The sequence below is a fragment of the Streptococcus sp. CF8_Ac1-9 genome, assembly GCF_024295565.1.
GTDB lineage: Bacteria > Bacillota > Bacilli > Lactobacillales > Streptococcaceae > Streptococcus > Streptococcus parasanguinis_X.
In genome coordinates this window covers 140,585-160,323 of sequence record NZ_JANCOY010000002.1, presented here as the reverse complement: position 1 = coordinate 160,323, position 19,739 = coordinate 140,585, and the positions used below count along the sequence as shown (strand labels likewise).

The 19,739-nt window shown below is 44.4% G+C and carries 16 protein-coding genes; 7 read left to right on the top strand and 9 right to left on the bottom strand.

The window, feature by feature from the left end; translation table 11 throughout:
- The first annotated feature begins 105 nt into the window (after positions 1–105).
- The 6 genes from pflB (at position 106) to NML76_RS04260 (ending at position 7,028) form a co-directional block, all read left to right on the top strand.
- On the top strand, positions 106–2,421 hold the full coding sequence (gene pflB, locus NML76_RS04285) for a formate C-acetyltransferase (RefSeq protein ID WP_003005386.1): 2,316 nt from the start codon (positions 106–108) through the stop codon (positions 2,419–2,421).
- A 418-nt stretch (positions 2,422–2,839) separates the two neighbouring features.
- Positions 2,840–3,598: a threonine/serine exporter family protein gene (locus tag NML76_RS04280; RefSeq protein WP_254732766.1), complete on the top strand. Its 759-nt coding sequence runs from the start codon at positions 2,840–2,842 to the stop codon at positions 3,596–3,598.
- A gap of 4 nt (positions 3,599–3,602) precedes the next feature.
- Positions 3,603–4,070 (top strand): threonine/serine exporter family protein, encoded by a 468-nt coding sequence (locus NML76_RS04275; RefSeq protein ID WP_003005049.1) that lies wholly within the window; start codon positions 3,603–3,605, stop codon positions 4,068–4,070.
- A 106-nt stretch (positions 4,071–4,176) separates the two neighbouring features.
- Positions 4,177–4,407 carry a hypothetical protein gene (locus NML76_RS04270; RefSeq protein ID WP_101770620.1) on the top strand — a complete coding sequence of 77 codons (231 nt, stop codon included), beginning with the start codon at positions 4,177–4,179 and terminating at the stop codon, positions 4,405–4,407.
- A gap of 186 nt (positions 4,408–4,593) precedes the next feature.
- Positions 4,594–5,766 (top strand): hydroxymethylglutaryl-CoA synthase, encoded by a 1,173-nt coding sequence (locus NML76_RS04265; RefSeq protein WP_254732764.1) that lies wholly within the window; start codon positions 4,594–4,596, stop codon positions 5,764–5,766.
- Entirely contained in the window at positions 5,766–7,028 is a 1,263-nt protein-coding gene (locus NML76_RS04260; RefSeq protein ID WP_254732762.1) for a hydroxymethylglutaryl-CoA reductase, degradative, read from the top strand. The genes NML76_RS04265 and NML76_RS04260 overlap by 1 nt, the downstream gene beginning before the upstream one ends.
- 307 nt (positions 7,029–7,335) lie before the next feature.
- Here the strand turns inward: NML76_RS04260 and NML76_RS04255 are convergent, their stop codons facing one another.
- The 9 genes from NML76_RS04255 to NML76_RS04215 form a co-directional block, all read right to left on the bottom strand.
- Complete coding sequence (locus NML76_RS04255; protein WP_254732760.1) at positions 7,336–8,163, bottom strand: PrsW family glutamic-type intramembrane protease; 828 nt, start codon at positions 8,161–8,163, stop codon at positions 7,336–7,338.
- Positions 8,156–9,817: a C69 family dipeptidase gene (locus NML76_RS04250; protein WP_045759881.1), complete on the bottom strand. Its 1,662-nt coding sequence runs from the start codon at positions 9,815–9,817 to the stop codon at positions 8,156–8,158. The genes NML76_RS04255 and NML76_RS04250 overlap by 8 nt, the downstream gene beginning before the upstream one ends.
- A 411-nt stretch (positions 9,818–10,228) precedes the next feature.
- A complete protein-coding gene (gene fni / locus NML76_RS04245; RefSeq protein ID WP_003008820.1) occupies positions 10,229–11,233 on the bottom strand; it encodes a type 2 isopentenyl-diphosphate Delta-isomerase in 1,005 nt (334 codons plus the stop codon).
- Positions 11,230–12,237 (bottom strand): phosphomevalonate kinase, encoded by a 1,008-nt coding sequence (locus NML76_RS04240; RefSeq protein WP_003008822.1) that lies wholly within the window; start codon positions 12,235–12,237, stop codon positions 11,230–11,232. Before NML76_RS04240 ends, fni begins: the two co-directional genes overlap by 4 nt.
- Positions 12,227–13,177 (bottom strand): diphosphomevalonate decarboxylase, encoded by a 951-nt coding sequence (mvaD, locus tag NML76_RS04235; RefSeq protein WP_049522756.1) that lies wholly within the window; start codon positions 13,175–13,177, stop codon positions 12,227–12,229. The genes NML76_RS04240 and mvaD overlap by 11 nt, the downstream gene beginning before the upstream one ends.
- Positions 13,159–14,037: a mevalonate kinase gene (mvk, locus tag NML76_RS04230; protein ID WP_049498558.1), complete on the bottom strand. Its 879-nt coding sequence runs from the start codon at positions 14,035–14,037 to the stop codon at positions 13,159–13,161. Before mvk ends, mvaD begins: the two co-directional genes overlap by 19 nt.
- Positions 14,038–14,209: 172 nt before the next feature.
- Positions 14,210–15,151 (bottom strand): serine hydrolase domain-containing protein, encoded by a 942-nt coding sequence (locus NML76_RS04225; protein ID WP_037613944.1) that lies wholly within the window; start codon positions 15,149–15,151, stop codon positions 14,210–14,212.
- Between the two features lie 10 nt (positions 15,152–15,161).
- The gene (locus NML76_RS04220) at positions 15,162–15,929 is read right to left on the bottom strand and encodes a CppA N-terminal domain-containing protein (protein WP_024055030.1); all 768 of its coding nucleotides are present in this window, start codon (positions 15,927–15,929) and stop codon (positions 15,162–15,164) included.
- A 106-nt stretch (positions 15,930–16,035) separates the two neighbouring features.
- Positions 16,036–17,316 (bottom strand): HdeD family acid-resistance protein, encoded by a 1,281-nt coding sequence (locus tag NML76_RS04215; RefSeq protein ID WP_037599405.1) that lies wholly within the window; start codon positions 17,314–17,316, stop codon positions 16,036–16,038.
- Between the two features lie 98 nt (positions 17,317–17,414).
- Here NML76_RS04215 and NML76_RS04210 point away from each other — a divergent pair, with 98 nt between their 5' ends.
- Positions 17,415–19,703, top strand: a complete 2,289-nt coding sequence (locus NML76_RS04210) for a Xaa-Pro dipeptidyl-peptidase (RefSeq protein WP_251457492.1) — start codon at positions 17,415–17,417, stop codon at positions 19,701–19,703.
- The last annotated feature ends 36 nt before the right edge of the window (positions 19,704–19,739 follow it).

The following is a 19,739-nucleotide window of genomic DNA, read 5'->3' as shown; positions in this document are numbered from 1 at the left end:
GCTATTTTTCGCAATTTGTCTTTGTGTAACCGGTTTCTGTATGGTATACTACTATTGTAAGTGCAACAGATATAGTTGCTAGAAAGACAATAGAGGAAAATAAAAATGGTTGTTAAAACAGTCGTTGAAGCACAAGATATTTTTGACAAAGCCTGGGAAGGCTTCAAAGGTGAAGATTGGAAAGAAAAAGCAAGCGTTTCTCGCTTCGTTCAAGCTAACTACACACCTTATGATGGAGATGAAAGCTTCCTAGCTGGTCCAACTGAACGTTCTCTTCACATCAAGAAGATTGTTGAAGAAACAAAAGCTCATTACGAAGAAACTCGTTTCCCATACGATAACCGTCCAACATCTATCGCTGATATCGCAGCTGGATATATCGACAAAGAAAACGAAGTCATCTTCGGTATCCAAAATGATGAGTTGTTCAAATTGAACTTCATGCCTCGTGGTGGTATCCGTATGGCGGAAACTACTTTGAAAGAAAATGGATACGAACCAGATCCAGCAGTTCATGAAATCTTCACAAAATACGTTACAACTGTAAACGATGGTATCTTCCGTGCTTACACTTCTAACATCCGTCGCGCTCGTCACGCTCACACTGTAACTGGTCTTCCAGACGCTTACTCTCGTGGACGTATCATCGGGGTTTATGCTCGTTTGGCTCTTTACGGTGCTGACTACTTGATGGCTGAAAAAGCAAACGACTGGAACTCTATTACTGAAATCGATGAAGAATCAATCCGTCTTCGTGAAGAAGTAAACCTTCAATACCAAGCACTTCAAGAAGTTGTTAAATTGGGTGACCTTTATGGTGTAGACGTACGTCGTCCTGCCTTCGATACAAAAGAAGCGATCCAATGGACAAACATCGCCTTCATGGCTGTCTGCCGTGTGATCAACGGTGCTGCTACTTCTCTTGGACGTGTGCCAATCGTTTTGGATATCTACGCTGAACGTGACTTGGCTCGTGGTACTTACACTGAATCAGAAATCCAAGAATTCGTTGATGATTTCGTTATGAAATTGCGTACTGTTAAATTTGCTCGTACAAAAGCTTACGACGAATTGTACTCAGGTGACCCAACCTTCATCACAACATCAATGGCTGGTATGGGTAACGACGGTCGTCACCGTGTTACTAAGATGGACTACCGTTTCTTGAACACTTTGGACAACATCGGTAACTCTCCAGAACCAAACTTGACAGTTCTTTGGACTGACAAATTGCCATACAACTTCCGTCGCTACTGTATGCACATGAGCCATAAACACTCTTCTATCCAATACGAAGGTGTAACAACAATGGCGAAAGACGGATACGGTGAAATGAGCTGTATCTCATGTTGTGTATCTCCACTTGACCCAGAAAACGAAGAACAACGCCACAACATCCAATACTTCGGTGCTCGTGTTAACGTTCTTAAAGCTCTTCTTACTGGTTTGAACGGTGGTTACGACGATGTTCATAAAGACTATAAAGTATTTGACATCGATCCAATCCGTGACGAAGTTCTTGAATTCGAATCTGTTAAAGCAAACTTCGAAAAATCTCTTGACTGGTTGACAGACACTTACGTAGATGCTTTGAACATCATCCACTACATGACTGATAAGTACAACTACGAAGCTGTTCAAATGGCCTTCTTGCCAACTCACCAACGCGCTAACATGGGATTCGGTATCTGTGGATTCGCTAACACTGTTGATACTTTGTCAGCAATCAAATACGCTACTGTTAAACCAATCCGTGACGAAGATGGCTACATCTACGATTACGAAACAATCGGTGAATACCCACGTTGGGGTGAAGATGACCCACGTTCTAACGAATTGGCAGAATGGTTGATCGAAGCTTACACTACTCGTCTTCGCAGCCACAAACTTTACAAGAACGCTGAAGCAACTGTTTCACTTCTTACCATCACTTCTAACGTTGCTTACTCTAAACAAACTGGTAACTCACCAGTCCACAAAGGGGTATACCTCAACGAAGATGGTTCTGTGAACTTGTCTAAATTGGAATTCTTCTCACCAGGTGCTAACCCATCTAACAAAGCTAAAGGTGGATGGTTGCAAAACTTGAACTCACTTGCTAGCCTTGACTTTGGTTACGCAGCTGATGGTATCTCACTCACTACTCAAGTATCACCACGTGCTCTTGGTAAAACTCGTGACGAACAAGTTGATAACTTGGTAACCATCCTTGATGGATACTTCGAAAACGGTGGACAACACTGTAACTTGAACGTTATGGACTTGAACGATGTTTACGAAAAGATCATGTCAGGTGAAGACGTTATCGTTCGTATCTCTGGATACTGTGTAAACACTAAATACCTCACTCCAGAACAAAAAACTGAATTGACACAACGTGTCTTCCACGAAGTTCTTTCAATGGATGATGCCTTGAACTAAGATTCAAATAGGTCTTAAAACCCAGTCGGAAACGGCTGGTTTTTTCATCCCCATCGCAAGAGTATTCTGAATTTTGAAAGAGTTTAAGAGCCTACTATATAGAGTTTGACAGCGCTTTCTCCAAGTGTTATAGTAGAGCTGTAAATAAGATAGAAGGGGTGATCCTATGTTTTTAACATTTATTTTCGCTATTATTTGGCTCTTTATCCTGATTGCACTGATCTTTTTAGCAACCCTTCTCGTCCAGGATAGCACCGTGCAGCACCACCACCCGAGTTAGCGAATGATAAGCCTAAACAATAGCTATTCTAAACGAATTCAGAAAGGATAAGAAACAAACTAGAATTGTCAGATTTTAGTTCTGTCTCTCGTCCTTTTTTGCTATAATAGAAACAGATTATTTAGTAAGAAGGAAATTATGGAAGAGTCAAAACAGATCAACCAAGTGATCGACGTCCTGATGTTAGCTGGAACCCTCCTGATCGAGAGCGGTTCTGAGATTCACCGGGTCGAAGATACCATGATCCGGATCGCCCATTCACAAGGAATCGTCGATTGCAATGTTTTAGCGATGCCAGTCGCTATTTTCTTTTCAATCGAGAATGCCAATGTCACGCGCATGAAACGGATCTTGCGGACCAATTACAATATCGAAAAGGTCTGTGACGTCAATCAGATCTCCCGTCAACTCGTCTCTGGAGAGATAGATCTCGAGCAAGCCTACAAAGCCCTGAGCGAGTTGAAAATGAAGCGCGTTCCTTATACCAATCTCCAGTTGACCATTGCGGCAACTCTTAGTGCGCCTTTCTTCTCCATCATGTTTGGAGGAAATTTCTATGATGCGATTGGAGCGGGTATTGCGACTGTCTTTGCCTTTGCTTTTTCTCTTGTCGTTGAGAAATACGTTCGCATTCCTTTTGTCACTGCCTTTGCGGTCGCCTTTGTCTTTGGTTTTTTGGCCCATATCTGGACGCGCTATAGTGGTTTTCCTTCCAATACCGATCTCATTATCGCAGGCTGTGTCATGCCCTTCGTTCCTGGAATCGCTATGACCAATGCCGTCCGCGATCTGATGAATTACCACCTCAACTCTGGGATGAGCAAACTCTTTGAGACTCTCCTCATTACTCTTGCACTTGGTGCCGGTACAACCGTTGCCCTCGTCCTTATGAAATAAAATCATGAACCTAACTGAATTTTTAATCCAAGCGGTGGCCAGTTTGATTGCCATCATCACCTTTTTAATCGTCCTAAATGTGCAGCGCTCCATGTTGATTCCTGGAGGAATCCTAGGCATGGGCATCTGGCTACTTTACTATATCCTAAAAGGGCCTACCAATGTCATCGTTGCTACCTTTATCGCAGCCATTGTCGGCTCCTGTATCAGTCAGATTTTAAGTATCATTCTCAAGACGCCTGTCGTGGTCTTTATGTTGTCCATTCTCGCGCCCTTGGTTCCTGGATATATTTCCTATCGGACCACTTCCTTCTTTGTCAGTGGCCAATATCGCCAAGCAGTAACCAGCGTGACCCTAGTGGTTATTCTGGCCTTGGTGATCTCCATCGGGATGGCTAGTGGCTCCGTTGTCTTGAAACTCTACCATTCTTACCAACGCCATCAAAAAAGAAAAATGACCAATGCCAACTAGCATTGGTTTTTCAAAACTTATCTATGTAATCGCTTGTATTTTTGTTTAAAAGGAGTACAATGATAGTGAAATAACAAATCCTTTAAAGGATGCGAGGTGCTGTATGATGGTAAACAAGTATATCAAGTATCTTCCTTGGATGATCCTAGGAGCCTTCCCCTCCTATCAATCAGCGACTTACTATGCCCGTAATTCATTTGACTTGTTCTATCTGACCTTGAACTTTCTGATTGTGTACATCGCTTTAATCGTCTTCTATGAAAAAGTTCTAAGAGACAAATGCAAAGAACTCTTCATACGAATCATGAGCAATCCTAAAAAAGATAAGCAAGGATAAGAGTTGAAAAGCCATCTAAGGATGGCTTTTTTTATAGATTTTCTATTTTTTCTTTGAAACATTGCAAAATCGGTCCCGAGAATGATTTCCTTGCTGATCTAGCTTTTTCAAGGGAGTTTTACCCTTAAATATGGTAAAATAGTAACGAAATATACTAGTAGATATCAAATAAAAAAGAGGTTAAGAATGACAATTGGGATTGATAAGATTGGTTTTGCGACGAGCCCTTATGTCTTGCGTTTAGAAGATTTGGCTGCTGCTCGTGATACTGATCCCGAAAAACTGAGCAAGGGTCTTCTCTTAAAAGAACAAAGTGTTGCACCGATCACAGAAGACATCGTCACATTGGCTGCTACTGCAGCAGAGGATATTTTAACAGACGAAGATAAAGAAGCGATCGACATGGTGATTCTTGCGACAGAATCTGGAATTGACCAGAGTAAAGCTGCTGCTGTGTTTGTTCATGGCTTACTAGACATCCAGCCTTTCGCCCGCTCTTTTGAGATGAAAGAAGCCTGCTATGCTGCGACTGCTGCCTTGGATTATGCTAAACTCCATGTTGAAAAATTCCCACAGAGTAAGGTTTTGGTCATTGCCAGTGACATCGCTAAATACGGAATTGGAACTCCTGGAGAACCAACACAGGGGGCTGGAGCTGTTGCCATGCTGATCAGCCAAAATCCTCGTATTCTATCTTTTAACGATGACAATGTTGCCCAAACACGCGATGTCATGGATTTTTGGCGTCCAAATTATGCGACAACTCCCTTTGTGAATGGGATTTATTCAACGCAACAATATCTAGATTCTCTGAAAACAACTTGGGCGGAATACCAGAAACGGACTGGCCTTGCCTTGACAGACTTTGCAGCTGTCTGCTTCCACTTGCCTTATCCGAAATTAGCTCTCAAGGGCTTGAAAAAAATCCTGGATAAGTCAGTACCAGAAGAGAAAAAAGATCAATTACAATACAACTTTGATCAATCGATTCTATACAGCCAACGCGTGGGAAATATCTACACTGGATCTCTTTTCCTAGGCTTGCTGTCACTACTGGAAAATGACCCCCAACTCAAAGCTGGGGACCGAATCGCCCTCTTTAGTTATGGAAGTGGAGCGGTTTCTGAGATCTTTAGTGCCAACCTTGTTCCTGGTTTTGAGCAACTCTTAGATCACAAACGCATGGAAAAACTGGACCAACGTACGGTTCTTAGTGTTGCTGACTACGAGCGACTCTTTTATGAGGAAGTAGATCTGGATCCTAGTGGTAATCAAGTGTTTGAGCCTGCTACGCATCAAACTTTTGCTTTGACAGAGATCAAGGAACACCAGCGCACTTACCAGAAAGTAGAAAAATAATGGCACGATTACCAGGTTTTGCAAAACTTTCTCCCACAGAACGCATAGAGGCCTTACTGAAGGAAGGCCTCTTAACTTGGGATGAAGCACAGATCTTAAAAGAACAAAAGGGACTCCCACTTTCTATTGCAGATCAATTGACGGAAAATGTCTTGTCGACTTTTGACTTGCCTTTTAGCCTTGCTCCTTATTTCCTGATCAATGGTCGTGACTATGTCCTTCCCATGGTCACAGAAGAACCATCCGTGGTCGCGGCTGCCAGCTTTGCAGCCAAGCTCATCCAACGTTCGGGCGGCTTCACCACCCAGGTGCACCAGCGCCAAATGATTGGCGAGATTGCTCTGACGGATGTTGAAGACATGGAAGTTGCTAGCAAGCGCATCCTAGAAGATAAGGAAGCTCTTCTTCAGCTGGCTAATGAAGCCTATCCTTCTATCGTCAAGCGTGGAGGTGGAGCGAGAGATCTTTGGGTCGAAAACAAGGGGGACTTTCTTATTGTCTACTTGGCTGTCGATCCCAAAGAAGCCATGGGGGCCAATATGCTCAATACCATGTTAGAAGCTCTGACCGATCGTATCCAGGAACTCTCTGGTGGTCAGGCCTTGATGGCAATTTTATCCAACTTGGCTACTCGCTCTTTAGTGAGTGCACGGTGTGCCATCGATTTTAAAGCACTGAGTCGAAATCCTGAGGAAGCCACTGAGATTGCCCACCGGATGGAGTTAGCCAGCCAACTGGCTCAAGTGGATCCTTACCGTGCAGCCACACATAACAAGGGAATTTTTAACGGGATTGATGCCCTGGTCCTTGCGACAGGCAATGACTGGCGGGCCATCGAAGCAGGAGCCCATGCCTATGCTGCACAAAGTGGTTCTTACAAGGGCTTGAGTCACTGGACAAGTCAGCCGAAAGAGAAAAAACTCTATGGAGAGATCACCCTGCCAATGCCGGTTGCGACAAAAGGAGGCTCGATTGGCCTCAACCCAACGGTTCAAGTCAGCCACCGCTTGCTAGGAGAGCCTTCTGCTATTGAATTAGCAGGTATCATCGCTTCGCTCGGTTTGGCGCAGAATTTCGCAGCCCTCAAAGCCCTTGTCACCACAGGGATCCAAGCAGGACATATGAAACTCCAAGCACGCTCCCTAGCCCTTCTAGCAGGAGCAAAGGAAGAGGAAGTTCCCCGATTGGTCAACCAACTCCTTGAAAACAAACCCTTTAACTTAGAAAAGGCACAAACACTCTTACAAGAATTGAGAAAATAAAGAACTAAGACAAGCTAATTCTTTAGCAAATTAAGTCAAGTGATCCTGCAAAGAAATAAAAATAAGTTCTAATTTTTTAAATGAATCGAGAATATAATGAAACTTTCCGCCGTGAGAAAAGTGCTAGAAACACTTTTGTTTCTAGCACTCGGAATTATTGAGACCTTAGGCTCAATAATTAGTCATGGAACTTCTTCGAAGTTCGCTGACGTCCGTCTTCACCTAAGGAAAGTTTCTAAGATGATTTTATCTTCACTTTGAGAACTAAGACCCACGTCTTAGTTCTTTTGTGTTTGAAAAATATTTCTTATTGTTTTAAAAATGGCAACTCGGGATGTTTCTTGGTATAGAGCGCCACTTCGATAAAGGTCCCTACTTGGACGGCAAAGAGTAGTCCGACGAGAAGATTAATCCGATGGTCTGTTTCATAAAACGGAGAGTTCCATAAGAAGTGATTGGCTACTGTCGAGAGAACACACCAGAGCCCAAAGATTTTTTCCTTTTTCTGAGTCACTTGAGACAACAAGAGGAAGACACCAACGGATACAACAGCTGTATAGAGGGCATGTGAAGCTAATCCACCAGAGATCCGGTTAATGGCCTCAGTAACCGCAGCTAATTGGCTGGTTTTGGTTTGGCGGGCAACGTACCCTAAATCCTCAATGATTTGAAAACCAAAGCCAGAGCCCAAGCCTGCAATTAGAATCGCTTTTAGATCTTTCTTGCCAACCATCAAGACAACCCAAAAGGCAACTAGAGCCTTAAAGAATTCCTCTGAAAACGGGGCCGTCAAAGCATCCGTCCACTTGTTAAAGACAGTGGCATCCTTGATCACATGGCTATTCATAATATCAATCAAGCTATTGCCTGAAAAGCTCAACCAGCCTGCTACGAAGGCTCCTCCAAACATGGCAATCCATAAGAGATAGGTTGGAACAGACAACTGCTTGGCCAATCGTTTTGAAAAGAGATAGAGCGGGATAATAATAGCAGCTAAAACAGACAAGTTTAAGACCAAGTCTCTGCCTGCAGACTGGCTAAATTCTTGTTGAGAAAGATGACCGAGTTCAAACTCCAAGCCAATTCCTGCCAACAGTAGAAAAAGATAGATCGAGGCTCTTTGAATTTTAGTCATCTTGTTTTCCTCCCTTTTGTTTCTTTGAGCGAATCAGGTAGATCACAATCGCTAGAAGGGTTGCCCCGAACAAGCCTGCTGCTAGAATGTAATCATAGTCAAAATCAACGAGATCAATCTTCTCTTCATAAGCAGCATCTTCTTCGTCATCTAGATCCTGCAGGGCACTTTTTCCGTGTTCATCTGCTACCTTTTGTTCTGCTTCTTTTCTGATTTCTTGCAAGCGTTCGAAGGTTTTCTCAGCTCTCGCCAAGCTTTCCTCTGTTGCCTTCTTACTAGCTTCTTCAGGCTGAGAAGCAAGGGCGATTTGTTCCTGATCACTCAGATCTTGTTCGACCATCCACTGAGACTCCAATCGTTCCATTTCAGTACGAATCGCCCCATCTTCGAATAAATCTGGATACTTGGCCACAAGGTCATTGATTCTTGAAATGGTCCAATACCAAGAGCGATCATTGTAATGATCCCCTAATTCTTGGTAGGCTTGATAGGTGTTGAGAATATTGCCATAGTAGGGTAGGTATGGAGCATTTCGTGGACTACCCATCGACAGCCACATGGTGCCTCCACCTGCACTTGCTGGGACATCATCTTTCAGTTGGAAAATATGGGCCTCCATGACATTTGGATTGGAAATAGGGTATTTATAAACCGCATCAAACTCTCCTTTTTTCGGAATGCCTTTTCCATCCAACTCCATTTGATCCTGTGGTTTATATTTGGTTCCTTCCAAACGATTGCGTTGGAGATTCATGGCATCGCGGAGGGTTAATTTTCGATCGGTTGTATGAAGAAGGTCAAAGGACGCATCGTCATATTTAACAGGAGAGCTTGGGTCTAGCGATTTGATTCCCGACCAAACCCGAGAGCGATCTGCTTCTTGCAAAGGCGGATTATAGGATTGAGAAACGTGGAATTTTTCATCCACTTCCTTATAGCTATTGGCTTTTTTGGCGACTTTTTCAAGATCTTTTGAAGCGATCGTGCGTTCGGTATCTGATAGATCGACATGCCCTAAGAAGAAGGTATTTGGAAAGACCGCAAATCGATCCTCTGGGAAGAGAATCGCTGCATATTGATGGCCAGATAGGATTTCCATATACCAGACGCCTTCTTTATCGGCAATGGTCACAATATTTCCTTCTGCAGCGCCTTTTTCTTCGACGATCTTAGCAATGAGTTCAACCCCTTCTCTTGCGGTTTTCACACTAGGGAGAACGATACTGGTCAAGCCCGATTCTGCGAGGCCATCCTTGACGTAGGGATCCACTTTTTGGATCTTGTCATTTGCTGAAGCAGATACAGTGGCAGAAATGGAAACCCCATATTCATTGAATCCTGCTTCGTCAAAAATTCCCTGATCAGGGGTGACATCTGGAACCGCTGTATACTTATAGCTAATCTCTGGCAAGGGATATTGAAAACCGTTGGCAGCATCCTCAAAGATGGCTCCTTTTTTATTGTAGACACGCTCTCTGACCACAAAATTTTTATTATGGTTGGGCTCTAAATCTTCGGTACGACCTACCAAGGTCGAACCGTCGGCCGTCAGTTTCTTCCCGATGATGAACCCTGTACAAGCCTCAACAGGTTGAGCAATCAACAAAAGCGGAAGCAAGGCTGCTACAGCTGATCGAAAATAGTGCTTCTTCATCCTAAACTCCTTTTTAAAAATGTTTTTCCTTATTTAGTATACTCTTTTACAAGCCTATTTTGCAAGCGATTCCAGCAACCGTAAACAATTCGTAAACTATCAGAATTTTTGAGGAGAACACTTTTTAAAAAAAAGAAAGAATTGGCTTATTTTGCCAATCCTAAACGAATAGGAACTAATTTTTAAGTAAAATAAGTTAAGTGATTCTTCAAAGAACTATAAAAGAGTTCTAATTTTCAAAATGAATCATAATATACGAAAACTTTCCGCTGTGAGAAAAGTGCCTGAAACGTTTTTGTTTCAGGCACTCGGGAGTTTTGAAACCTTAGGTTCAAAACTAAGTCATGGAACTTCGTAGAAGTTCGCTGACGTCCGTACTCACCTAAGGAAAGTTTCTAAAATGATTTTTCTTCATTTTCTCTGTTGATTCGCTTGCCACAATTTTCCATAGAGGAGATAGTCGACTTCACGGAGCTCTTTCAGGTTCTGACAACCGAGCGCACAAAGGAGCAATCTGAGGTCTTCTTTCCAGCCTTGGACAAGGACGATTACTTCTTCAATACTCTTAGTCTCTACCATCTCAAGAAAAACGCGGGAAAGTCCTACGCCACGTGCTCCAAGGACCAAGGCCTTGACCATATCAAGGGGATGACGAATGCCCCCACTTGCTAGGACCTCAACCTGATCTATCTGATCCTGTAACTGTAAGAGACACTGCGCAGTTGATTGTCCCCAATCATCCAGATAAGCGCGATTGCCACCACGACGATTCTCAATATAGGCAAAACTAGTGCCACCACGACCAGAAATATCGACGGTTTTGATCCCAGCATCTAGCGCTGCCTGAACTGTTTTGGGATCCATACCAAAGCCAACTTCCTTCAGGACTACAGGCACTGGAAAGCCCTGCCCATAGCTCTTGAGATGGTCTTTCCAAGTGTGGAAAATCCGCTCCCCTTCGGGCATGAGCAACTCTTGCATCAGATTCACATGGACTTGAAGAAAGAGGGGGTGTAGCTCTTCCACTGTCCGCAAGCCCAAATCTGGCTCTTTATCGATGCCAATGTTGGTTGCTAAAAGAAGATGAGGATGGTCTTTTTTGACCGCATACGATTGATCGTTCGGATCCTTCAGCCCTGCGCTGTAAGAGCCAGTCACAAAGAGAATCCCACAGGCTTCGGCTACTGCTGCCAACTTTTGATTGATCTCTTTGGCCCGTTTACTCCCGCCTGTCATAGCATTGATATAAAAAGGGACCTCCCAATCACGCCCTGCGAAATGGGTTGTCAAATCAATCTCCGCTAGATCCACAAGGGGGAGGGATCGGTGAATCAGCTCGATCTCATCAAAGCTATTATAGGAGGAGCTTTGCTCCAAGGCATAGCGAATATGCTGGTCTTTTCGATTTTCGCTCACGAATCTCCCATCCTTTCTTGGTAAATGACTTCAATATTCTTTTCCTTCCAGCGCTCTATCAAGGTCTGAGTCTCAACTGGGTCAAAAATAAGGGCGATTCCACAGTCGCCTCCTCCAGCACCACTGGATTTGGCACAGACAGAAAGGCCCTCTGTCGCTTCTTGCAGCTCTTTTAGAGCTGGGGTATAGATCAAAGGGTTCAAAGACTTTAGGTTCTTATCGGCACGTTTGATACTGGTCTCAATTTCTTTTTTGTTCCCTTCACGGAGACCTTTTTCAAGAATCTTCACTGCGCTCTGACTTTCTTTGAGAAAGACTTCATTAATCGCTCCCTTGACCTGGCGGATCAAATCACTTGAAATCGCTGGTTCCTTGGTCCAACCAACCAGAAAATCATAAGAGATGGCTGGCTGGATCGAGCAGATCTGGTAGTCCCAATCCAGGTCTAAAACTTGTGAAAGAGGCTGAGAAGTCAAGACTTCATGCAACCAAGCCCGATCAAAGGATTGGTAATAAATCAAGTCCTCGAAGGCGATACAAGCCAAATCGCCCATGGAACCATTGTCCCCTCTTTGCACCAAGACCACTGCTGCTAGTCGAAAGAGCAGATCTGGACTTAAGTCTAGTTCATACAGAGCAGCCATGGCCTTGATCACGAGCAAGACCACACTTCCGCTGGAACCAATCCCATACTTTTTCCCCTCTTCGCCCAACGTCCCTCTAAGGTGAAGATCAAACGGTTTAGGGGCTATTCCCTGATCTTTCAGCCACTCTTCCATGAGCCGAATGGTCTCTTGAATCAAGGCGTAGTCCTTATTTGGGGTCAAATCCACCTGGTAACCAAAGAGATCTGAGGCTAGCTGATAGCTTCTAGATTCTTGGATAGTAGCTGACAGATAAATGGGAATAAACTGAATCACGGCTCCATAGCCAGGCGTTAGCACTGCGTATTCTCCAGCTAGATAGAGCTTGCCTCCAGTCTGTACCTGATACTTAGTCTTCATCTTGAGGGTCCTTTGTCTTAGATACGATGGTCCGATAGCGGGCGTCAAATAAAGGCACCAGCTGATCCAAGTCTTCTTCTAAACAGAGAACCTTAACGTTTGGCCCTGCATCCATGGTGAAGTAACAAGCATGGCCTGCAGCTCGAAGCTCACGGACAAATTCCATAGCTTTGTGGCTTTCTTCTGTCAAGTAGCTAAAGGCTGGAGTGGCTGTTCTAGTCGTCGCATGCATAGCAAGGGCATTGCGCTCTGTCAGCTGACCGACCCGTTCAAAATCATTGCCAGCTAGATAGTCCAGCATGTCCTTGTAATCTTGTCGAGACTCTTCGATCCATTCTTTGAAATTAGTCGAGGTCTCCATGCAACGTTTCATCCCTTCCCGGCTGGAAACGGGCTTTTGCTTGTCATTGAGGACCAGCATGATCATAGCCAGTTTTAGGTCTGTTTTGACCTTATAAATTTCTCCACTTTCTTTGTCCCAAGCTGCTAAGGGTCCAAAGAAAGAACGTGAAGAAGAACCCGAAGCAAACTTGGCTTTTTGAGCTAATTCCTCCTGACTCAAGCCCAAATCATAGTACTGATTGCAAGCCTTGACGAGAGCAGAGAGGCCGCTTGAGCTAGAGGACAAACCGGCTGCAGTTGGCATGTTGTTGCTGGTATCCACCCGAACAAATCCTGCTTCATCTGCTGGCTTCAAGCTATCAATCACAGCTCCAATTTTGGCTTGCTCAGCTGGATTTTGGAATTCCCCATCGATGTAAAATTCATGCGCAGTCGCATCTGCTGGTAAGGGAGAGAGACTCGTCTCTGTATACATATTCTCTAAGGTCAACGAAATCGAACTGGTCGAAGGGACCATCTGTTTGGCATCTTCTTTTCCCCAGTATTTGATAATCGCGATATTGGCATAGGACTTAGCCTTTACAGGTTTTCGATCCATGTATGGTGCGCTCCTTCTTTTTCTAATGCATGGGCAATGGTTGCTGCTTCACGAGAATCCTTGACGAGGGCAATCACACAGCCTCCAAGGCCGCCTCCGCTCATTTTAGCACCTAAGGCCCCATTTTCAAGGGCAACGGCGACCAGGTGGTCTGCTTTTTCACAGCTGACCCCTACGGCTCTCAAGTGGTCATGACAAGTAGTCAGAGCCTGTCCTAGGCTCATTAGATCATTCATTTTTAGAGCCTCTTCCACCTGCTGGGTCAACTGACCAATCTCATGGAAATGGGATAAAACTTCCTGCCCTTTGGCTTCAACCTTTTGAATCGCCTCACGGGTATTGCCGTGAATCCCCGTATCCGCAATCACCAAACTCGCTTTTATACCCAGCTCCAGCGGGTAAAAGCCGACATTCCGGATGAATTTAATGGCTTGATCGCTCAGACAAGTCTTGGCATCCAGACCGCTTGGATTCATATGGGCAATGGTTTCTGCTCGATTGACCAGGATTTCTAAGGTCTCATCGTCCAGCTCCTCTTGATAATAGTCAAAAACTGCACGAATAGCTGCGATACTGACCGCCGCAGAGGACCCCATCCCCCGTTTTTCCGGTACCATAGACTGAATCCGACAGCGAATCCGGGCCTCACGAATCCCGAGGTGCTCAAGAGACGCAAAAACCGCCATGGACAATGTGTCATCTTCAAACAAAATCCATGGACTGTCTGCCGGGATGATCTGGCAGATCACTTCGATATGATGGAGTGGCAGGGCAATAGCCGGATAACCATAAACCACCGCATGCTCTCCAATTAAGATAATTTTACTATGCGCCTTTCCGACGCCTATCTCTTTATGCATATTCATCTCGCTCTACTAAGGTCATTACTATTTTAATATAAATCAGCCAAAAAAGCGATGCTTTTGAAGGAAATCCAACCTAAGACGGAGTCCAAAAATGAATCACCCAGAAGAGCTCCTTCTTATGGACAGACAAGAAAAGGCCGGGATCCGTCATCCCAGCCATCCATTTCTATTTTTCACATTCTTGTTTGATCAAGTCCATCAAAGAGTTGCGGTCTAAGATCCATTGGGCCCGTTCGTCCTTCTCATAGGTCCGGTTAGACAAAAAGATCACAGCTTCCTGCCTCTTTCGATTGTACATGATGAAGGTTCCAGTATAGCCCGTATGATCCAACCAGTCACCCTCTAGATTCCATCCGAGAGCGCGGGTCTTGCCCTCTTCACGCGCAAAATTCTGAGACAAGTCACGCGCAAAATCATCCTTCAGATAATGCTCTAAGAAGCGCTCTAGATCAGCAACAGTTGAAAAAAGTCCAGCACTTCCCGCATGACAGCCCAATACTCTCGCTTTGGGATCATGAACACTTCCAGAAGCAAGGCCACGGACCGTTGGCACCGCCTTTTCGACCGGTCCAAACCGTGTCTCTGTCATCTTCCAAGGTGTAAAGATCAGCTCTTCAAATAAACGATCCAAGGGCTGGTGAAACCTGTCTTCTAACCAAAAGCCCAGCAGAAGAAAATTGACGTCGGTGTAATGAAAACTCTTGTCTTCTTTCAACTGCAAATTTTCAAGAGCTGTTTTCAACTGTCTCGCATCCAATTGATCCCGGTTGGGGATAAAAGGATCCAGCCCAGAAGTATGGGTCAAGAGTTCCCGGATGGTCGTCTTCTCATGAGCAAAACGCGGGTAAAACTCTTTAAAGGGACGATCGAGCGGAAGCTCCCCTTTCGCATACAAAAAAGCACAGATGGTAGCGACTCCGACGACCTTACTGACACTGGCCAAATCATAGACCAGGTCAGCCACTACTGACTCTCCTTTTTCAGGATCCGCTAGTCCCAGATAGTGCTCACTCCACTGACCCTTGCGGTAAAGCGCAAGAGAGGCACCTGGATAGATGCCTTCTTGGATTTGTTCGGTAATTTTTTCGATGATTGCATTCACGCTCATCACTCCATTCTTATTCTTCATAAGAAATATGGACCTGATCTTGATTGGCTTCAAACCAGAGTTCAATCTGACTTGGATCTTTGGCAATCAAGAAAGTTCCCTTACGGTGCACAAAATCGACAGTTTCTCCCAAGCGTTCTTTCACGACTTCCACATCAAAAGATGCCAATTCGACCTTGATCATGCTCAAATCCCAAGTCACCTTGTTCTCCACTTGGAGATCTTCTCCTTGAGCTTCCTGCAAATGGATAAAGTGGGCCAAAGCTGGCAAGTTGCTATAGAACTTCTCAGCCTCAGCAAAATCGGCCACATTGACCTCAAGAAAGTCCACATCAAAGCTGGTCAAACCTTTGAAATCTTCTGGCACGTCAACAAGAGGCGCTTTCTCCAACGGTTCTAGGCTTTCAAGATTTTCTTCAGCATGCACGAAAATGGTATCTCCTTGAGGAGACACAACTTCAAAGGCGCGACCATTAGCTCCTTGGTAAAGGGCGCTTGTTTCTGGCTGGCGGGCCAACAAATAATCAATTTCTTGAGCTTGTGCCACTTTCACCACGATGCGACCCAATTTCTTTGGACCTTCGACCTTACGCGAACGCATACTCGGTGACTCTTCTAAGACAATTTTCTCTACTTTTGAGGCATCTCCTAAAGATAGGAGAGCTCCTTCTTCCACTAATACTTTCATTCCCAATGTCTCTTCATAAAAGCGTTGATTGACATTTCGGTTATTCACTTTCAAGACTGGGATCACTCTTACGATCTGATTTGCTGTCATACTTTCCTCCAAGCACTTTTTATTGTAAAAGATTTTCTGGCTTTTTACAAGAAATCTTGTGCAAAAAAGACAGATTTTTCAAAAATAAAAATCTGTCTTTCTTTTTTTAGTATACTGTTCGTGTATGGACCCGCCCGTTTGGAGCTTCAAATTCGTATTCTAAGTAATCCTGATAGGTCCCTGGTGCAATCACTCCACGCACATCTAATACAGCCGTTCCTGCCTGTCCCACAATGGAATCTGCTAACAGGCAGCAATTAGTAGACAGAACAAAGTAAGATTTAAAACGCGAAGAAGTAAATTTATATAGCTCAGCCCCTAAATCATATTTCAATTTGTAAGCGTAGGTCGGCTGACCGTCTTCCAGTAACCTCCTAGGTGGATCCCAAGGTTCTAACAACTGATCAATTTCAGCTAGACGCTTCTCTACTGCCTGATTCTCTTCTTCGGTAAGGGATAGGCTGTAGCCAAACAGCGTCTTTTGACTCTCTTTTTTACATAGTTCGATGTATGGTTCCTTATCCACTTTAAACAGTACGCCATCCCCAATCGTCCCAAATAGACGCTCTGAAAAGGGATCGTAACTTCCGTAAGAAATGACCTTCCCCTGATAACAAATATCTACATGCCCAATCGCTCCAAATAAGTTGCTGTCAGAAGTATGAACCAAAATTTCTAATTCCCTTGCCTCTTCTTCTTTTTTCACCAATCGATAAGGGCCTGTGTGTCCCGCCGAGCTCCCTTTTTGAAGAAACTGGTTAAACCGTTTTAACTCCTTAGCAGGGATAAAGGCTGCAAAGATAACCGGTAGGCTAATACGAAAGCGACGTTTTAACTCTTGGCCTTGTTGGTCTTTGTCAAATAAAATACCATCTCGAATATTAGAAATCCCCAACAAGACCAGATAAGCCCCCAAGAGGATAAATTGGAAGTGCCCATCTGAACCAGGTTCCAAGACAGTTGCTAGACCAAGCCCACCGTTTAAAAGCGCATCCCATAAATAGAGCCAGCCTCCTTTTACCCGATTGGCCTTATAAAGCCAAAATGTGATCCCATAGACAATGGCACTCCCCAACTGATATGCCCCTAAACAAATCACAACTAAGTTTACGGGCAGACTACTCAGTCGATTCAACCAGATCAACGCAAGTGAAAGAAAAATAAACCAAATAGAGTGGCTATAGGAAATAGACTTGCTACGTAACAAAAAGCGAAGAAGAAAGCTTCCTAGTCCATCAACTAAAAAGTAAATGGCTAATAGATCCAAGGAAAATTTGGTGAAACCAACGCCGTTTCGAAAAATGAGAATCCCAAAAATGACGGCAAGAACCCCAAACAATAAGGTCCGTCTTCTTGCAACTTGTTCAAAAGATATTTTTTTCAATATTCCTTCTCCTTATAGACGAAAGGTCTTTAGACAAATACTATTTTATCAAGTATAATATAAGAAGTAAAGAAAAAAGAAACTGATAAAAGGAGCAGTCTATGAAATACAATCAATATAGCTATCTATCTGTTGACCAAAAAGACATTCTTAAGGAACTAAAAGAAATTGGGTTTGACCTTCCCACCCACCTCCCAGAAAAAGAACTGTTTGAATGGTTTGTCCGCAAGGTTTACTTCACCTATAAAGATACAGATTATCCCCTCTCTAACCTAGTGGTGGATTCTAAAACAGACTTTTTAACGTATATCCAATCTGACTGCGAATGGTCTCCGAACATTTTTTACACAGTAGCCCTCCAATTACTCGGTTTCCGCTATTTTATTGATTTTGAAGATACGGATAGCTTCTTGAAAGAAGTCCAATTTCCGATTGAGTATGGAAACTTGGTAGAAAACCTCTATCACCTTCTCAATACTCGAACAGTAAAAGGAAATTTACTCATCGATCAGTTGGTCAGCGATGGCTTGATTCCTGAAGATAACCAGTATCACTATTTTAACGGCAAGAGCCTCGCAACCTTTACGAGCCATGATGCCATCCGCGAGGTCGTCTATGTGGAAAGTCGGGTCGATACCGACAAAGATGGTCTGCCAGACTTGGTCAAGGTCAGCATTATCCGTCCTCGCTATGAAGGCAAGATTCCAGCTGTTATGACCGCAAGTCCTTATCACCAAGGGACCAACGATAAGGCCAGCGACAAGGCCCTCTACAATATGAATGTCGACCTCGAGGTCAAAGAACCTCATACCATTCAAGTAGAAGTACCTCAATTAGAATTGGTGGATCCTGTCGGTTCAGCTGAGCTAGTCGATGAAGCTGAAGAAACTCTCACCCATATCAATTCCAGCTATACCCTCAACGACTACCTCCTTCCACGCGGCTACGCTAATCTCTACGTATCTGGAGTGGGGACAAAAGATTCGCAAGGCTTGATGACCAATGGAAATTACCAACAAATCGAAGCCTACAAGAACGTTATCGACTGGCTCAATGGCCGTTGCCGGGCCTTTACAGATCACACACGCAAACGCCAAGTCAAAGCTGATTGGTCTAATGGAAAGGTCGCAACCACCGGGATCTCTTACCTTGGAACCATGTCTAACGGCCTTGCGACCACAGGTGTGGACGGTCTAGAAGTCATCATAGCAGAGGCTGGGATCTCTTCTTGGTACAACTACTACCGCGAAAATGGTCTCGTGACAAGTCCTGGCGGCTATCCAGGTGAAGATTTTGATTCCCTTGCCGAATTGACCTATTCACGCAACCTTTTAGGTGGGGATTATTTACACCACAATGCGGCCCACCAAGCCGATCTTGATCGCGTCAAAAAAGAGCTGGACCGCGCTTCCGGAGACTACAATCAATTCTGGCACGATCGCAATTATCTCCTACATGCTGATCGAGTCCAAGCAGAGGTGGTCTTTACCCATGGCTCCCAAGACTGGAACGTCAAACCGCTTCACGTCTTTAACATGTTCCAGGCCCTTCCAGCAAACATCAAGAAACACCTCTTCTATCACAATGGTGCCCATGTCTACCTCAACAACTGGCAGTCCATTGACTTCCGTGAGAGCATGAACGCCCTCCTCTCTAAAAAATTGCTGGGCTACGATTCAAGCTATGAGTTGCCAACTGTCATTTGGCAGGACAATACAGGAGAACAAAGTTGGACTTCCTTGGATGATTTTGGCAATCAAACAAGTCAGCGAACCTTCCTACTCGGAGATGGTGAAAAAGTCATCCAAAACCGCTACGAGACAAAAGATTACGAGCGCTATGGTAAGGCTTATCCGACCTTCTTAACGGACCTCTACCAAGACAAGGCCCAACAGGTAACCATCGATCTTCCAATCGAAGAAGACCTGCACCTCAACGGGAAAGCTCGCCTTCACCTACGACTTCACTCCAGCACCAATAAAGGCCTTCTCTCAGCCCAACTCTTAGAGCTTGGAAGCAAGAAATACCTCCAACCCTATCCTGCAGTCTTATCGGTCCGTACACTGGATAACGGTCGCTACCATATGCTAGACAACTTGACCGAGTTGCCATTTAAGGAAGCGGGCCAACGAGTCATTTCGAAAGGTTATCTCAACCTCCAAAATCGTCATGATCTCTTAGAGGTTGAGGACGTGACGCCAGGCGAGTGGATGGAATTTGACTTTGATCTCCAACCAACCATCTACAAGCTCGAAAAAGGAGCGACCCTTCGCCTGGTCCTTTACACAACGGACTTTGAAATCACTGTGCGTGATCAAACCGATTACCAACTCACCATTGACTTAGCACAATCAAGCCTCCATCTTCCTGAAATGACAGAGGTCCACTAATCGTGGTATCAAGGCTTAGCCTTTCTTTGCTTCATT

Coding starts and splice junctions, on each gene's coding strand:
- pflB (WP_003005386.1), top strand. CDS start 106: ATGGTTGTTAAAACAGTCGTTGAAGCACAAGATATTTTTGACAAAGCC.
- NML76_RS04280 (WP_254732766.1), top strand. CDS start 2,840: ATGGAAGAGTCAAAACAGATCAACCAAGTGATCGACGTCCTGATGTTA.
- NML76_RS04275 (WP_003005049.1), top strand. CDS start 3,603: ATGAACCTAACTGAATTTTTAATCCAAGCGGTGGCCAGTTTGATTGCC.
- NML76_RS04270 (WP_101770620.1), top strand. CDS start 4,177: ATGGTAAACAAGTATATCAAGTATCTTCCTTGGATGATCCTAGGAGCC.
- NML76_RS04265 (WP_254732764.1), top strand. CDS start 4,594: ATGACAATTGGGATTGATAAGATTGGTTTTGCGACGAGCCCTTATGTC.
- NML76_RS04260 (WP_254732762.1), top strand. CDS start 5,766: ATGGCACGATTACCAGGTTTTGCAAAACTTTCTCCCACAGAACGCATA.
- NML76_RS04255 (WP_254732760.1), bottom strand. CDS start 8,163: ATGACTAAAATTCAAAGAGCCTCGATCTATCTTTTTCTACTGTTGGCA.
- NML76_RS04250 (WP_045759881.1), bottom strand. CDS start 9,817: ATGAAGAAGCACTATTTTCGATCAGCTGTAGCAGCCTTGCTTCCGCTT.
- NML76_RS04240 (WP_003008822.1), bottom strand. CDS start 12,237: ATGAAGACTAAGTATCAGGTACAGACTGGAGGCAAGCTCTATCTAGCT.
- mvaD (WP_049522756.1), bottom strand. CDS start 13,177: ATGGATCGAAAACCTGTAAAGGCTAAGTCCTATGCCAATATCGCGATT.
- mvk (WP_049498558.1), bottom strand. CDS start 14,037: ATGCATAAAGAGATAGGCGTCGGAAAGGCGCATAGTAAAATTATCTTA.
- NML76_RS04225 (WP_037613944.1), bottom strand. CDS start 15,151: ATGAGCGTGAATGCAATCATCGAAAAAATTACCGAACAAATCCAAGAA.
- NML76_RS04220 (WP_024055030.1), bottom strand. CDS start 15,929: ATGACAGCAAATCAGATCGTAAGAGTGATCCCAGTCTTGAAAGTGAAT.
- NML76_RS04210 (WP_251457492.1), top strand. CDS start 17,415: ATGAAATACAATCAATATAGCTATCTATCTGTTGACCAAAAAGACATT.